Source organism: Kitasatospora sp. LaBMicrA B282, from assembly GCF_050325825.1.
Classification (GTDB): Bacteria; Actinomycetota; Actinomycetes; order Streptomycetales; family Streptomycetaceae; genus Kitasatospora.
The window spans coordinates 1-15,563 of sequence record NZ_JBNQTI010000189.1; the positions used below are offsets into that span (position 1 = coordinate 1).

Annotated in this window: 14 protein-coding genes and 1 pseudogene; 11 read left to right on the top strand and 4 right to left on the bottom strand. The window is 74.2% G+C overall.

The window, feature by feature from the left end; genetic code table 11:
- The 11 genes and pseudogenes from ACQRUO_RS33735 to ACQRUO_RS33785 all read left to right on the top strand — a co-directional run.
- Positions 1–346, top strand: a pseudogene (locus ACQRUO_RS33735) (hypothetical protein); the annotation flags it as partial.
- 2 nt (positions 347–348) lie between these two features.
- Positions 349–1,305 carry a complex I subunit 1/NuoH family protein gene (locus ACQRUO_RS33740; RefSeq protein ID WP_428319966.1) on the top strand — a complete coding sequence of 319 codons (957 nt, stop codon included), beginning with the start codon at positions 349–351 and terminating at the stop codon, positions 1,303–1,305.
- A gap of 50 nt (positions 1,306–1,355) precedes the next feature.
- Positions 1,356–1,841: a 4Fe-4S binding protein gene (locus ACQRUO_RS33745; protein ID WP_428319967.1), complete on the top strand. Its 486-nt coding sequence runs from the start codon at positions 1,356–1,358 to the stop codon at positions 1,839–1,841.
- On the top strand, positions 1,838–2,509 hold the full coding sequence (locus ACQRUO_RS33750) for an NADH-quinone oxidoreductase subunit J family protein (protein WP_428319955.1): 672 nt from the start codon (positions 1,838–1,840) through the stop codon (positions 2,507–2,509). Before ACQRUO_RS33745 ends, ACQRUO_RS33750 begins: the two co-directional genes overlap by 4 nt.
- Before the next feature lie 7 nt (positions 2,510–2,516).
- On the top strand, positions 2,517–2,894 hold the full coding sequence (gene nuoK / locus ACQRUO_RS33755; protein ID WP_428319956.1) for an NADH-quinone oxidoreductase subunit NuoK: 378 nt from the start codon (positions 2,517–2,519) through the stop codon (positions 2,892–2,894).
- Positions 2,891–4,879, top strand: coding sequence for an NADH-quinone oxidoreductase subunit L (locus ACQRUO_RS33760; RefSeq protein ID WP_428319957.1), 1,989 nt, complete (start codon positions 2,891–2,893; stop codon positions 4,877–4,879). The genes nuoK and ACQRUO_RS33760 overlap by 4 nt, the downstream gene beginning before the upstream one ends.
- A gap of 58 nt (positions 4,880–4,937) precedes the next feature.
- Positions 4,938–6,497, top strand: a complete 1,560-nt coding sequence (locus tag ACQRUO_RS33765) for a complex I subunit 4 family protein (RefSeq protein WP_428319958.1) — start codon at positions 4,938–4,940, stop codon at positions 6,495–6,497.
- A gap of 3 nt (positions 6,498–6,500) precedes the next feature.
- Positions 6,501–8,069, top strand: coding sequence for an NADH-quinone oxidoreductase subunit N (locus tag ACQRUO_RS33770; protein ID WP_428319959.1), 1,569 nt, complete (start codon positions 6,501–6,503; stop codon positions 8,067–8,069).
- A 175-nt stretch (positions 8,070–8,244) separates the two neighbouring features.
- Positions 8,245–9,105 carry a zinc metalloprotease HtpX gene (gene htpX, locus ACQRUO_RS33775; RefSeq protein ID WP_428319960.1) on the top strand — a complete coding sequence of 287 codons (861 nt, stop codon included), beginning with the start codon at positions 8,245–8,247 and terminating at the stop codon, positions 9,103–9,105.
- Positions 9,106–9,163: 58 nt separating this feature from the next.
- Positions 9,164–9,460, top strand: coding sequence for a YciI family protein (locus ACQRUO_RS33780; protein ID WP_428319961.1), 297 nt, complete (start codon positions 9,164–9,166; stop codon positions 9,458–9,460).
- A gap of 268 nt (positions 9,461–9,728) precedes the next feature.
- Positions 9,729–11,225, top strand: a complete 1,497-nt coding sequence (locus ACQRUO_RS33785) for a CehA/McbA family metallohydrolase (protein ID WP_428319968.1) — start codon at positions 9,729–9,731, stop codon at positions 11,223–11,225.
- A 10-nt stretch (positions 11,226–11,235) separates the two neighbouring features.
- Here ACQRUO_RS33785 and ACQRUO_RS33790 read toward each other — a convergent pair whose 3' ends face one another.
- From ACQRUO_RS33790 to ACQRUO_RS33805, 4 genes are all read right to left on the bottom strand, one after another.
- Positions 11,236–12,237, bottom strand: coding sequence for an MASE1 domain-containing protein (locus tag ACQRUO_RS33790; protein WP_428319962.1), 1,002 nt, complete (start codon positions 12,235–12,237; stop codon positions 11,236–11,238).
- Between the two features lie 56 nt (positions 12,238–12,293).
- Positions 12,294–13,202 carry a PP2C family protein-serine/threonine phosphatase gene (locus ACQRUO_RS33795; protein WP_428319963.1) on the bottom strand — a complete coding sequence of 303 codons (909 nt, stop codon included), beginning with the start codon at positions 13,200–13,202 and terminating at the stop codon, positions 12,294–12,296.
- A gap of 180 nt (positions 13,203–13,382) precedes the next feature.
- Positions 13,383–15,014, bottom strand: coding sequence for an LCP family protein (locus ACQRUO_RS33800; RefSeq protein WP_428319964.1), 1,632 nt, complete (start codon positions 15,012–15,014; stop codon positions 13,383–13,385).
- Positions 15,007–15,563: DUF6542 domain-containing protein (locus tag ACQRUO_RS33805; protein WP_428319965.1), on the bottom strand; the 557-nt coding region annotated here is incomplete at its 5' end. The genes ACQRUO_RS33800 and ACQRUO_RS33805, both read right to left, overlap by 8 nt.

The following is a 15,563-nucleotide window of genomic DNA, read 5'->3' on the forward strand; positions in this document are numbered from 1 at the left end:
CCGCAGCATCACCGAGGGCTCGGCCAGCCAGGCGGCCGCGGCCGCCGACACCGGGAGCACGGAGGTCCCGGCCGTGGAGCGGCTGGCGCGCCCCGAGCGGCCGGCCCGCACCCGCAGCTCGGACGCCCCGTGGCACGCCCCGGTGCCGGCCCACGAGGCGCCGGCGGCGGGCGAGCCCCCGGCGGCGGAGCCCGCGCCCGCCGAGCCGGCGGCAGTGGAGCCCGAGCCCGCCACCCCCGAACCCCCGCAGCCCGAGCCCGCCGATCCCGAGCCCGCCCAACCCGAGCCCGCCGAGCCCGAGACCACCCAGCCCGAACCCCCGCAGCCGAACGGAGAGCACGCGTGAACCTGCTCGACACGCTGCTGCGCTGCCTCGCCGCGCTGGTGGTGCTGCTCGTCTTCCCGCTGGTCGTCGGCCAGACCGAGCACAAGGTGATGGCCCACATGCAGGGCCGGCTCGGCCCGATGTACGCCGGTGGCTTCCACGGCTGGGCCCAGCTGGTCGCCGACGGCGTGAAGTTCGCGCAGAAGGAGGACATCGTCCCGGCCGGCGCCGACCGGCGGGTCTTCCAGCTGGCCCCGGCCGTCTCGCTGCTGCCCTACCTGCTGGTGCTGCTGGCGATCCCGGTCGGCCCGCACGGCTTCGTCGGCCAGGCGGTCGACGCCGGCATCTTCTTCGTGCTCGCCGTGATGGGCGTCGGGGTGCTCGGCTCGCTGATGGCCGGCTGGGCCTCGGCGAACAAGTACTCGCTGCTCGGCGGCCTGCGCACGGCCGCCCAGCTGATGTCCTACGAGCTGCCGATGCTGCTGGCCGGCGCCTCGGTGGCGATGGCCGCCGGCACCGTCTCGCTGCCCGGGATCATGGACCAGTTCCACTGGTGGTGGATCCCGTGGCAGCTGATCGGCGGCTTCGTCTTCTTCACCGCGGGCCTGGCCGAGCTGCAGCGCCCGCCGTTCGACATGCCGGTGGCCGACTCCGAGATCATCTTCGGCGCCTACACCGAGTACACCGGGCTGCGCTTCGCGCTCTTCCTGCTCGCCGAGTACGCCGGGATCGTGGTGCTCTGCGCGCTGACCGCGGTGCTCTTCCTCGGCGGCTGGCACGGCCCGCTGTCGCACAGCCTCGGCTGGCTCTGGACGCTGCTGAAGACCTTCGCGCTCGCCTTCGTGGTGATCTGGGCCCGGGTGACCTTCCCCCGGCTGCGCGAGGACCAGCTGATGCGCTTCGCCTGGACCGTGCTGATCCCGCTCGCGCTCCTCCAGCTCGCCCTGACCGGCATCATCAAGGTGGCGATCTCCCAGTGAACCTCCCCGGCTCCGGCCTGGCCAAGGGCCTCGCCGTCACCCTGCGCACCATGACCCGCAAGTCCGTCACGGGCCAGTACCCGGACGTGCAGCCGCAGCTGCCGCCGCGCAGCCGGGGCGTGATCGGGCTGCTGGAGGAGAACTGCACGGTGTGCATGCTCTGCGCCCGGGAGTGCCCGGACTGGTGCATCTACATCGACTCGCACAAGGAGACCCTCCCGGCGGTCGACCCCAACGCGCGCGCCCGCACCCGCAACGTGCTGGACCGGTTCGCCATCGACTTCTCGCTCTGCATGTACTGCGGGATCTGCATCGAGGTCTGCCCCTTCGACGCGCTCTTCTGGTCGCCCGCCTTCGAGTACGCCGAGACCGACATCCACGAGCTGACCCACGAGCGGGAGAAGCTGCGCGAGTGGATGTGGACCGTGCCGGCCCCGCCGGCGCTGGACCCGGCGGCCGAGGAGCCCAAGGAGATCGCCGTCGCCCGCAAGGCCGCCGACAAGGCCCGCGCGGCGGCCGGGGGTGACCCCGCATGACCGCCGATCTGTTCGCCGCCGGCCCGCTCGCCGCCGCCGGCCCGCTCGCCGCCGCCGGCCCGCTGACGCCCGCCGCCCGCGGCTTCCTCTCCCCGACCGGGGTGGAGATCGTCTTCGTGCTGGTCGGCATCGCCGTGCTCGGCGCCGCCCTGCTCTCGGTGACCACCAAGCAGCTGGTGCACGCCGCACTCTGGCTGGTGGTCGCGCTCGGCGGCCTGGCCGTGGAGTTCCTGCTGCTCACCGCCGAGTTCGTGGCCTGGGTGCAGGTGCTGATCTACCTCGGCTCGGTGGTCGTCCTGGTGCTCTTCGGCCTGATGCTCACCAGGGCGCCGATCGGCCGTTCGCCGGACGCGGACTCGGGCAACCGCTGGGTCGCCCTCGCCGTCGCGCTGGCCACCGCCGGCACCCTGGTGACCCTGGTGGTCGACGCCTTCCGTACCTCCTGGATCGACCTGGGCGCCGGCGGCGGCTCGACCGCCGTCACCGGCGCCAGCCTGTTCCGGCACTGGGTGCTGCCCTTCGAGGCGCTCTCCGTGCTGCTGCTGGCCGCCCTGGTCGGCGCGATCGTGATCTCCCGGACCGGTACCGGGCGCGCCAAGCCGCGCGCCGGCCGGCTCACCACCCCGCGGTCCACCGGCTCCGCGGCCGGCCAGCGGCAGGAGCGCTGAGCGCCCGATGCACCTCGTCTACCCCGCCGTCCTGGCCGCGCTGCTCTTCGCGATCGGCGTCTACGGCCTGCTCGCCCGGCGCAACGCCATCCTGGTGCTGATGTCGGTCGAGCTGATGCTCAACGCCGTCAACCTCAACCTCGTCGCCTTCGACGCCTGGCTGCGCGACGCGCTGCACGCCGGGCAGGCGCTCACCCTCTTCACCATCACCGTCGCCGCGGCCGAGATCGGCCTCGGGCTCGCGATCGTGCTGCTGGTCTTCCGGACCCGCGGCACCGCCGACGTGGACCGGCTGACCGAGCTCGGCGACCGCGCCGCCGAGGTCCCGGCCCAGGCGACCGAGCAGGGTGCCGACAGCGCGCCGAAGGGCCAGGCCGTCTCGTGAACATCGCCCTCCCCGCGCTCGTCCCGGCGCTGCCCGCGCTCGGCGCCGCCGCCCAGTTCGCCACCGGCAGGCGGGCCCCCGGCTACGCCCGCCCGCTGGCGATCCTGCCGGTGGCCGCCGCCGCGGTGCTCGCCGTGGTCACCGCCGTCCAGCTGGGCACCGGCCACACCCTGGACGCGGCCACCCGGCTGACCCCCACCGGCGGACCGGACGTCTTCCTCGCGCTGCACCTGGACGGCTACACCTCGCTGCTGTCGGTGCTGGTGGGCCTGGTCGCCACCTGCGTGCAGGTCTACTCGACCGCCTACCTGCGCAACGACCCGCGCTACCCCTCCTACGCCGCGCTGGTCTCGCTCTTCACCGCCGCGATGTTCCTGGTGGTCTACTCCGGCGACCTGATCGTGCTGCTGGTCGGCTGGGAGATCATGGGCATCTGCTCGTACTTCCTGATCGGCCACCACTGGGAGAGCGCCGACGCCCGGGCCGCCTCGCTCAAGGCCTTCCTGGTCACCAAGCTGGGCGACGTGCCGTTCCTGTTCGGCATCTTCCTGCTCGGCGCCGACGCGAAGACCTTCCGGATCGAGGGCGTGCTGGCCGCCGCCGCGCACGGGCAGCTCGGCCACCCCACGCTGATCGCGCTGCTGCTGCTCGCCGGCGTGGCCGGCAAGAGCGCGCAGTTCCCGCTGCACACCTGGCTGCCGGACGCGATGGCCGGCCCGACCCCGGTCTCCGCGCTGATCCACGCCGCCACCATGGTCGCGGCCGGCATCTACCTGGTGGCCCGGCTGCTGCCGGTCTTCCTGCTCTCCGGCGCCGCGCTGGTGGTGCTGGCGGTGCTGGGCGCGGTCACCATGGTCGGCTCGGCGCTCTGCGCGCTGGCCCAGGACGACATCAAGCGGGTGCTCGCCTACTCCACCGTCGGTCAGCTCGGCTACATGGCCGGCGCGCTGGCCGCCGGCGACCGGGAGGCGGCCGCCTTCCACCTGGTCAGCCACGGTGCGTTCAAGGCGCTGCTGTTCCTGGCGGCCGGCGTGCTGATCCACGCCGCCCACACCAACTCGCTCTCCGCGATGTCCCGGCTGCCCGGGCTGCGGGCCAAGGTGCCCGACGCCCGCTGGACGCTCGGCATCGGCCTGGTCGCGCTGGTCGGCCTGCCGCCGTTCGCCGGCTTCTTCAGCAAGGAGTCGGTGCTCACCGCGGCCGAGCACGCGGCCCACGGCGACGCGCTGACCAACGGCGTCGGTCCGGCGAGCGCGGTGCCGCACGCGGCCGGCTGGATCGTGCTGGTCGCCGGGCTGGTCACCGCCCTGCTCACCGCCGTCTACGCCACCCGGCTCTGGCTGCTCGCCTTCCCGACCGGCGCCGCCGCGGCCACCGCGCCCGCCGTCGCCGAGCCGGGCGCGCCCTACTCGCCGGAGCTCGACGAGGCGGACCCCGGGCAGGCCGAGCCGGCCGCGATGCGCTGGCCGCTGTGGGTGCTGGCGATCCCGGCGATGGGCTTCGGCGTGGCCGGGCTGCGCCCCGAGTGGCTGCCGAAGCTGCTGGACGGCGGCTCGCTGCGGCCCAGCCTGACCACCGCGGTGCTCGGCACCGGGGTGGCCGTGGCCGGCGTGCTGATCGGCTGGGCGGCCTGGCGCACCGCCGGTGCCCGGGCCGCGAAGGCGAGGGCGACCGGCGCGGAGCCGGCCCCGGTGGCCGACCCCGGCCGCGCGCTGCTCGGCCCGCTGTACCGGCCGGCGCAGCACGGCTTCCACCTGGACCGGGTCTACAGCCTGCTCTTCGTGCGCCCGGTGGTGACCCTCGCCGCGGTGGCCAGGTTCGTGGACCGCGAGGTGGTCGAGGGGTACGTGGAGGCCTCCGGCGGCACCGCCCGACTGCTCGGCTGGGTGGTGCGCCGCAGCCAGACCGGCAACGCCCAGACCTACCTGAGCGCGCTGCTGGCCGGCGTGGTGCTGATCGCCGTCTTCGTGGCGGTGGGCACATGACGACCGGCCAGTCGAACCCCCGTCACCCGTCCGCCCCGGCCCCCGCAGGAAGTCCCCGATGAACGTGCTCCTCATCGCCCTGCTGGCGCTGCCGCTGTTCGGTGCAGCCGGCACGCTGGCCCCGGCCGGCCTGTTCGGCCCGGACCCCGAGACCCGGGACCGGCGGGCCCTGCGGTTCAACGCGGTGGTCAGCGGCCTGACGCTGGCGCTCTCCGTCGCGCTGGCCGCCGCCTTCGACCACGCCCACCCGAGCCGGATGCAGGGCGTGGTCGACGTCTCCTGGATCCCGGCCCTCGGGGTGCGTTTCCACCTCGGGGTGGACGGCATCTCGCTGCCGCTGGTGGTGCTGACCGCGCTGCTCACCTTCCTCTGCGCGCTCTACTCCGCGAAGAAGCTGCCGAACGGCCCGGACACCCCCTCGGCACGCGCCTACACCGGGCTCTTCCTGCTGCTCGAAGTCGGCATGCTGGCCACCTTCCTGGTACTGGACCTGCTGCTCTTCTTCCTCGCCTTCGAGATCGTGCTGATCCCGATGTTCTTCCTGATCGCGCGCTGGGGCAGCGGGGCCCGCACCGCGGCGGCGAACCGGTTCATCCTCTACACCCTGCTCGGCTCCGCGCTGATGCTGCTCGGCTTCCTGCTGGTCGGCCTGAAGGCGGGCACCTTCGACATGACGGCGCTGGCCGCCGCGCACGGCCACGGCCTCTCGCACAGCACCCAGCTGCTGGCCGCGCTGGCCATCGGGCTGGGCCTGCTGGTCAAGGCGCCGGCCTGGCCGCTGCACAGCTGGCTGCCCGACGCGCACACCGCCGCGCCGACCACCGGCTCGGTGCTGCTGGCCGGCGTGCTGCTCAAGATGGGCACCTACGGCCTGGTCCGGGTGGTGCTGCCGGTGGTGCCGCAGGGCGCCGCCTACTTCGCCCCGTACCTGGGCGCGCTGGCCGCGGTCGGCATCCTCTACGGCTCGCTGGTCTGCCTGGCGCTGGCCCGTCCCGGCCGCGGCGGCGACCTGAAGCGGCTGATCGCCTTCTCCTCGGTCGGCCACATGGGCTTCGTGCTGCTGGGCATCGCCTCGCTCACCCCGGTCGGGGTGAACGGCGCGCTGTTCGCCAACGTCGCCCACGGCCTGGTCACCGGCCTGCTCTTCTTCATCGTCGGCGGGCTGAAGGACCGGTACGGCACCGGCGACCTGGACGCCCTGGCCGGGCGGACCGGGGCCGCGCTGTACGGCCGGGCGCCGCGGCTGGGCGCCCTGCTCGCCTTCGCCGCGGTCGCCAGCCTCGGCCTGCCCGGGCTGGCCGGCTTCTGGGGCGAGGTGCTGGCGATGTTCGGCGCCTTCGACCCGGTCGCCGGGCTCTCCCGGCACGCCTTCCTCACCTTCATGGTGCTGGCCGGCCTCGGCACCCTGCTGACCGCCGGCTACCTGCTCCAGATGGTGCGCCGGGTCTGCATGGGCGACCCGGGCGAGCCCGCCGTCGCCGTGCCCGCCGAGCTGCGCCCGTACGAGGCGGTCAGCTGGACCCCGCTGGCCGCGCTCACCCTGGTCGCCGGGCTCTGGCCGACGCTGCTGCTCTCGCTCTCCGATCCCGCGGTCAAGCAGCTGCTGGCAGGGGGCTGACCGATGCCCGGAACTCCCGCCCTTCCCGCTCTCGGCCACCAACTCCTGGGGCAGTCCGCCGTGAACCCGCTCGCCGTCGCCCACTCCGGCGCTCTCATCCAGTCGGTCGACTGGGTGGCGATCGCCCCGCCGCTGATCACCGCGCTGGCCGCGCTGGTGGTGCTGCTCGCCGACCTGCTGCTGCCCCAGGGGCGCAAGCGGCTGCTCGGCCCGCTCACCGTGGCCACCCTGGTGCTGGCGCTGCTCGCCCTGCTCCCGCTGACCGGCGGCGCGCCGCGGGCCACCTTCTGCGAGCCGGGCGGCGTGGCCGGCTGCTCCTACGTGGCCGACCACTTCGCGCTGGTCTTCCAGCTGCTGGCGCTCGGCGGCGCGCTGATCGCCGCGCTGCTCTCGCTGCACACCGTGGCCGAGGACGAGCTGCCGGCCGGCGAGTACTGGTTCCTGCTGCTCAGCAGCGCCGCCGGGGCCGCGCTGCTGCCCGCCGCCCGGGACCTGGCCACCCTGGTGATCGCGCTGGAGGTGGTCTCGCTGCCGTCCTTCGCGCTGGTCGCCTTCAAGCGGAACGGGCGCGGCGGCGAGGCGGCGCTGAAGTTCTTCCTCTCCTCGGTCACCGCGACGGCCGTCATGCTGCTCGGCGTCAGCTTCGTCTACGCGGCCACCGGCAGCCTGCACCTGGCCGGCATCGCCGACGGCCTCGGGCACCTGCCCGGGCAGCTGAAGCCGCTGGCCGAGGCCGGTGCGGCGCTCACCCTGGTCGGCTTCGCCTTCAAGGTGGCCGCGGTGCCGTTCCACTTCTGGGTGCCGGACACCTACGCGGGCGCCCCGCTGCCGGTGGCCGGCTACCTCTCGGTGGTCGGCAAGGCGGCCGGCTTCGCGGGTCTGGCGCTGATCACCAACCTGGCCTTCCGGCCCTACGGCCACACCTGGGGCCTGCTGCTGGCGGTGGTCGCCGCGGTCACCATGACGGCCGGCAACGTGGCCGCGCTGCGCCAGCGGTCCGACTCGGCGCAGGGCGCGGTGCGGCTGCTGGCCTGGTCCTCGGTGGCCCAGGCCGGCTACCTGCTGGTGCCGCTGGCCGCCGCCGGGTACGCGGGCAGCGACCACCCGCTGGGCGCCACGGTGGCCTACGCGCTGATCTACGGCCTGGTCAACCTGGGCGCCTTCGGCGTGGCCGCGGTGGTCGCCCGGACCAGCCCGGCCAACCGGCTGGACGACTACCGGGGCCTGTTCGCCCGCAACCGGTGGGCCGCGCTGGCGCTCGCCTTCTTCCTGCTCTGCCTGGCCGGGCTGCCGCCGGGCGTGGTCGGCCTGTTCGGCAAGGTGGTGGTCTTCCAGGCCGCCGTCAACGCCGGGCTGGGCTGGCTCGCAGTGCTGATGGCGGTCAACGTGGTGGTCGCCCTGTACTACTACCTGCTCTGGCTGGCCAAGCTCTTCACCCCGGGCGGCGCCGCCGCCGGGGCCCGGGTGCCGCGCCCGCTGGCCGCCACCCTGGGGCTGGCCGCGGCCGGTGCGGTGGTGCTCTCGGTGGCCCCGCAACTGGTGCTCCAGGTGGTGTCGGGGTCGCTGTTCTAGTGCGCACATCCGGGCTGCGCGTTGTTCCCCCGTCCGGGCTGCGCCGTGGGTCGTCGGGATGCGCACGGCCCGGCGCCGTGCGAGGAAGGGAACCCGGGCCCCGTCCTGCGCCGTTCACCAGGCACAGAGGGATGTGAACAGAGGGCTTCCCACCGCACCACTTGGAGGGGCTGCCGTGCACCGCCAGCACAACGGACTGAGGACGGCCGTCCTCCTCGGTGGACTGTCGGCACTGATCGTGGTGATCGGCAGCTTCTTCGGGCGCACCGGCCTGCTGATCGGGCTCGCGGTCGCCCTGGTGACCAACGGCTACGCCTACTGGAACAGCGACAGGCTGGCGCTGCGGGCGATGCGGGCCCGCCCGGTGAGCGAGATCGAGGCCCCCGGGCTGTACCGGATCGTGCGCGAGCTCTCCACCGCGGCGCGCCAGCCGATGCCGCGGCTCTACATCTCGCCGACCGAGGCCCCCAACGCCTTCGCCACCGGGCGCAACCCGCGCAACGCCGCGGTCTGCTGCACCGACGGCATCCTGCGGTTGCTGGACGAGCGCGAGCTGCGCGGCGTGATCGGCCACGAGCTCAGCCACGTCTACAACCGCGACATCCTGATCTCCTCGGTGGCCGGAGCGTTGGCCTCAGTGATCATGTTCCTGGTGAATTTCGCCTGGCTGATCCCGTTCGGCCGCAGCGAGGAGGACGACGGACCCGGGCTCTTCGGCGTGCTCGCCATCATGATCCTGGGTCCGCTCGCCGCGACCATGATCCAGCTCGCGGTCAGCCGCTCCCGCGAGTACCAGGCGGACGCCGACGGCGCCCGGATCACCGGCGACCCGCTGGCCCTGGCCGGAGCGCTGCGCAAGCTGGAGGTCGGCACCCAGCGGCTGCCGCTGCCGCCCGAGCCCCAGTTGCAGACCGCCAGCCACATGATGATCGCCAGCCCGTTCCGCCGCGGCGACTCCGGCACCCGGCTCTTCGCCACCCACCCGCCGATGGCCGAGCGGATCGCCCGCCTGGAGCGGATGGCGGGTCACCGCTGATCACCCCGGCTGACTATTCTTCAGGCGAACCGTCGTCAGCAAGCCACGGAGGACCGCCGTGTTCGTCGTCACCCTCACCTACACCGCCCCGCTGGACCGGATCGACGAGCTGATCCCGGATCACGTCGCCTGGCTGGACCGGTACTACGAGGCGGGGATCTTCCTGGCCTCCGGTCGCCGGGTGCCGCGCACCGGCGGGGTGATCCTGGCCCAGGCGGAGAGTGCGGCACAGCTGGAGGCCGTGCTCGCCGAGGACCCGTTCGGGCGGGCGGGGGTGGCGGAGTACCAGGTGGTGGAGTTCCTGCCGACCAAGACCGCTCCGCTGCTGGAGCCGCTGGCGGTGCACCCCAACTGAAGGCCGGCCGACTGACGGGGGGCAAGGAGCGGAGCAGGCTGCAACCGACTGCTTGCGCCCCGGTCGGGTACCGGCCGCCTGCCGCTCGCCCGGGCGTCACCTGACGGGGAAAGCGGATGGCAAGGACGCGTCAACGGAGGATCCCACCGTGTGCGACAACGACTCCTGCCAACACCACAGCCCCGAGGACCAGGCCGCCCCGGCCGAGCCGGGCCCCGACCGCCGCACCCTGCTGCGCGGCGGTCTGCTCGCCGGTGCGGCCACCGCGCTGACCCTGGGCCCGATCTCCTTCGCCGCCGCCGACGGCGGCCCGGGCGGCTCCGGCACCAGCACCGCCACCATCACCGGCCACCTGGAGACCGGCGCCGCCGACTTCGTGTACCTGCCCGTCGAGCTGCCGGACGGGGTCCAGCGGATCGCCGTCTCGTACGGCTACGACAAGCCGACCGTGCCCGCCGGCGTGCCGGGGAACTCCTGCGACATCGGGATCTTCGACCAGCGCGGCACCGACCTGGGCGGCCCCGGCTTCCGCGGCTGGTCCGGCGGCTTCCGGACCTCCTTCGAGATCAGCAACACCGAGGCCACCCCCGGCTACCTGCCGGGGCCGGTGGCGGCAGGCACCTGGCACGTGGTGCTCGGCCCCTACCAGGTGGCACCACAGGGCCTCGACTACTCCGTCCAGGTGACGCTGACCTACGGCGACCCGGGTCCGGCCTTCACCCCGCAGTACCCGGCCGACCGGGCCGAGGGGCGCGGCCGGGCCTGGTACCGCGGCGACTGCCACCTGCACACGGTCTACTCCGACGGCCGGCGGCTGCCCACCGAGGTGGCGGCCGGCGCGCGGGCGGCGGGCCTGGACTTCATGGTCACCACCGACCACAACACCTCCGCCTCGCACGGCGTCTGGGGCCCGCTGGCCGGCCCGGACCTGCTGATCATCACCGGCGAGGAGGTGACCACCCGCAACGGGCACTGGCTGGCGCTCGGCCTGCCGCCCGGTGAGTGGATCGACTGGCGCTACCGGGCCCGGGACAACGCCTACCCCGGCTTCGTCCGCCAGGTGCACCGGTCCGGCGGCCTGGTGGTGCCCGCGCACCCGTACTGCCCGTACGTGGCCTGTCAGTTCAAGTTCGGCTACCAGGGCGCGGACGCGGTCGAGGTGTGGAACGGGCCGTGGACCTACGACGACGAGTCGGCCCTCGACACCTGGGACTCCCGGCTCGCCGAGGACCTGCGGGCCGGGCGGCCCTGGCTGCCCGCGATGGGCAACAGCGACGCGCACAGCGTGCCGCAGGTGATCGGCTCGCCGCACAACGTGGTGCTGGCCGACGACCTGACCCGGGACCGGATCCTGGCCGGACTGCGGGCCGGCCGCAGCTGGCTGGCCGAGTCGGCCCAGGTGCAGCTGACGTTCACCGCCACCGGGCAGGGGCACCGGGCCGACATCGGCGAACGGCTGGCCGTGCCGGCGGACGCGCCGGTGGACGTCACGGTCACCGTGGCCGGGGTGCCGCACGGCACCGTCCGGCTGCTCACCGACGAGGGCCAGCTGCACCAGGAGTCGCTGGACGCCACCGGCGCGGGCACCGTGCTCTGGCGCACCACCGCCTCGCTGGCGAGCTACGTCCGGGCCGAGGTGCGCCACCCGCTCGCCGACGGGAGTGCCGGCCAGGGCAACAGCATGGGGCCGGCGCTGCCGTTCGGGCCGATGGCGGCCCTGACCAACCCGATCCTGCTCGGCTCCGCCCCGGACGACCAGGAGTGACGCGTGGCCCTCACGGCCGGCCGCCGTCCTTCGGCGGCCAGCCCGGGCTGCTCTCCCCGGGGGCCAGGCGCGCCACCACCTCGGCCAGTCCCAGGCAGGCCTGCTCGATCCGTCGGTACATCGCCTGCTGCTCGGCGATGATCGCGGAGAGCAGCAGGCCGGTGAGTGCGGCGGAGCCGTTCAGCGCCTGCAGGATCACCATGGTGGCGAAGATGTCGTGGTGGCTGAACGGCCCGCGGTGGTCCACCGCGGCCGCGATGGTGATCACCGAGAGCACCAGCACGCAGGGTGCCGCGCCGAGCAGCTGGAACCGCAGCGCGGCCCAGATCAGCAGCGGGAAGACCAGGAAGAGCAGGCTCAGCGAGCTGCCGGTGGCGACCAGGGTGAGCCCCACCGTGCCGAGCAGCACCAGCAGCGGCTCCGCCCAGTCGTACGGCTCGCGCTCCTCCGGCAGCCGGAACCGCAGCAGCGCCAGCAGCAGCGGCGCCACCACCAGCACGCCCATCGCGTCCCCGGTCCACCAGGCCGACCAGGTGGCCCAGAAGTCCTTGCTCGGCACCGAACCGCTCAGCCAGAGCGACCCGCTGCCCACCGTGGAGCTGATCAGCATCCCGGCCAGCGCGCCGAGGAAGACCAGCGCCACCCCGTCGCGCAGCCGGTCCAGCTCGGTGCGGAACCCGACCCCGCGCAGCATCAGGCAGGCCGCCAGCGGGGCCAGGGTGTTGCCCGCCACGATCCCGAAGGAGGCGGGGTGCAGCGGGCCGATGTCGACGATGACCAGGAAGGCGCCGAGCGCGATGCCCGGCCAGACGGCGGTGCCGAGCAGCAGCAGGGCGGTGACCGCGATGCCGGTGGGCGGCCAGAGCGGGGTGACCTTGGCGCCGGCCACCACGATCTGCTGGAGCAGGCCGAGGCGGCCGCCGACGAAGTAGGCGGCCGCGACGGCGAGCCAGCGCAGCAGTGCGGCCTGCGGCTGTCCGAGGCCCCGGAGCTGCTCAGCGATTCGCGCCACCCAGTCATCAGACAACGCCGACCGTGCCCGGGCGGCCGTGACACGCGCGGCGGGTCTCAGGCTCCGCCGGTCGGTGGCCCGCCGGGGCCGTTGCGGGCCTCGTCCCCGCGCTCGTGCTGGTGCTGGTGCTCGTCGCGGGGCTGGTCGTGGGGCTCGTCGTGGCGGAGCACCAGGACCGCGGCGTCGTCGGTGTGCCCGGTCAGGTCGGCCACCTTGATCACCGCGGCGGCCAGCTCCGCCGGGTCGGCCGCCACCCCGTCCCGGGTGACCGCGGCGACCTGCTCCAGGCCGGCGGCGATCGGGAACGCCGGCCCCTCGATCACCCCGTCGGTGACCAGCACGAAGACGCCCACCGGCGGCAGCCGGCGGCGGGTGACCGGGTAGTGCTCGGCGGGCAGCACGCCGAGCGGCAGACCGCCCTCGTCCTCGATCAGGCCCCAGCGCCCCTCCGGGGCGGCCCAGACCCAGGGCACGTGGCCGGCCCGGGCGTGCGCCAGCTCCCGGGTCACCGGGTCGAAGCGCAGGAAGCTGCAGGTGGCGAAGAGCGGGGTGTCCAGCGAGAGCAGCAGGTCGTTGGCCCGGCTGAGCACCTCGCCCGGGTCGGCCGCGGTGGCCGCCACCGCGCGCAGTCCGACCCGCACCTGCCCCATGAAGGCCGCCGCCTCCACGTCGTGCCCCTGCACGTCGCCGATCGAGAAGGCCAGCGAGCCGTCCGGCAGCCGGAAGCCGTCGTACCAGTCGCCGCCGATGTTCAACCCGTGCCGGGCCGGCGCGTACCGGGCCGCGGCGCGCAGGCCCGGCAGCTCGGGCAGCTCGGCCGGCAGCAGCTCGCGCTGCAGCGCCTCGGCCAGCTCGACCCGTGCCTGCTGCAGCTCCGCGCGTTCCAGCGCCTGCTCGGTCAGCCGGCCGAGTTCGGTCAGCAGCTCGTCGGCGCTCGCGTGGCGGGTGGGGCGGCGTCGGGTCATCGACCCTCCGAGTGCTGCGAGGGGTCCCAGCGGGGCGGGCGGTAGCCACCGCTCATCCTATTTCCGCCCCGCCGGGTCGGCCCAGCGTGCGAGCTCCTGTTGACGGCAGGTCTCACAGCTGGGCCGGGTCGCCTCGGTCACCGCGTCGGCCGTCGCCTCAGGCCGAGCGGGGGATCCCGCTCAGTTCACGCAGGGGATCCCGCCCATCTTCACCGGCGGCCCCTGCATCGGCAGGTTCGCCGTCGGATCCGGCGTGCTGGCGCCCCCGCCCGAGGCCGCCGCGCCCGCCGGCGGAGCGGCGTTCGCCCCGGCGGGCGGGGTGTAGCCGGTGCCCAGCACCACCTGGACGTGGCCGGCCGACACCGTCGAGGAGGCGGTGGCACTCACCCCGTACCGGGCGGCCACCGCGTCGGCGGCGGCCTTCTCGCCGGCGCCGTAGGTCACCGTGGTGGTCTTCGGCTTGCTGGCCGCCTCGCCCACCCTGCCGGCCTTCAGCCCCATCCCGGTCAGCGCCTTGGACTCGGCCGAGGCCGCGCCGGTCACCGCCGAGGCGTTGTAGACGTCCACCGTGCCGGTCAGGTCGGTGGGGGCCGCGGGGCTGCTCGCGGCCGGTGCCGGGGCGCTCGCGGCCGGCGCGCTGCTCGCGGCCGACGAGGCGGCGGGCGGCGGCGCGGGCGGGTTGTAGTTGAAGAGCGTCGCCACGATCCGCTTGATCTGCGCCGGGTCGACCTTGTTGACGTCCTCGCCGCCGATGGTGGCGAAGCCGGCGATCGGCAGCGTGTTGAACTCCACGTTGCCGCCGGTCAGGTTGGGCGCCTCCTGGGCGAAGTCGAGGATGTTCCACTTGTCGTCGATGACGACGTCCTTCTTCACCACGTCGAACAGGTTCTGCATCTTGCCGACGTCGTTGAAGATCCCCTCGTTCTTCAGCTTGTACTCGACCGAGGAGATGAAGGCCTGCTGGCGGTGGGTGCGGTCGAGGTCGCCGCCGGGCAGGTTGTGCCGCTGGCGGACGAAGGCGAGGGCCTGCGAGGCGTTCAGCGTGTTGAGCCCGGCCTTGCCGGAGAAGCCGGAGCCCTGGCCGGTCATCGCCGGGTCGCTGGCGTCGTGGTTCAGGCAGACCTGGATCGGGCCGACCGCCTGCGCGATGTCGTAGAAGCCCAGCAGGTTGACCTCGGCGAAGTGGTCGATCGGGATGCCGAGGAAGTTCTGCACGGTGGCCAGGGTGGCGGCCCGGCCGGCGTCGCGGCTCTGCTGCTCCAGCTGCGCCCCCTTGAGGCCCTGCGCCTGGAGCTTGCTCTCGGCGGTGGCCTTGGCGATGCCGTAGGCCTCCTTGATCTTGTGCATCTTGCCGTCGGCGCCGGCCGTCTGCACGTAGTCGTCGCGCGGGATGGAGAGCGCGGTGACCTTGCCGCCGTTGGCCGGGATGTGCAGCACGATCAGGGTGTTGGTGTTGTAGCCGCCGATGTCGCTGGAGCCGGCGTTGAGCTCGTCCTGGACGAACTGCTTGGGCAGGTCGTTGCCGTTCATGTCCTTGCGGCTGTCCAGCCCGATCAGCAGCAGGTTGACCGAGTTGTCCAGGTGCGGCGGCGCCGACTTCTTGACCGCGTCGAGCGCACTGGAGGTGTTCAGGCCGCTGGTCAGCGAGGTGTAGGCGTACCAGGAGAAGCCGCTGCCGCCGAGCACCGCCAGCGAGGTCGCCACGGCCACGGTTCTGCCGGCGACCAGCAGCGGGGAGCGGCGGGGGCGGGCCGTTGCCGGGGCCTGGCGGCGGGTGGGGCGGCCCGGGCCGGCGGGGGAGCGGTCAGCCACGGCGGGTCCTCTTCTCTGCGCTCTGGTTCGCTGCCGTCTGGGGGGCGGGACGCCGGCGGCCGCCGGTGGGCACGGGCTCCGCGGCGCCGGGGCGGTCGGCCCGCCGCCGGGCGGCGGAGCGCTGGGTGGCCACCCGGACCAGGACGACGAGCAGCCCGACGCCGATCGCCGCGGCCATCACCGGGAAGCCGTGCACCAGCCAGCGCACCGAGCCGGTGGCCAGCGCCTTGCTGCCCTGGTACTTGGCGGAGTCGCCGAGCAGTTCCGCACCGGCCCAGCCGGCCAGCACCACCGGCGGCGGCGAGGTCAGCACCCACCACCAGCCGGCCCGGGTGGCCAGCGCGGCGGCCGCGGCGGTACCGAGCACCGCGCAGAGTGCGAAGATCGTGCCGAGGCCCGGTCCGGTCGTCTCGTCGACCAGTGCGCCGGCGAGCGGCAGGACGACGGCCAGCAGGACGACCGTGCCGCTGTGCCTGCGGGGCTTCGGGGCCTCCTCCGGGCGGCGCCGGCGGGCCGCCGGCGCCGGCTCCGCGGCGGCGCCGGCGGGAC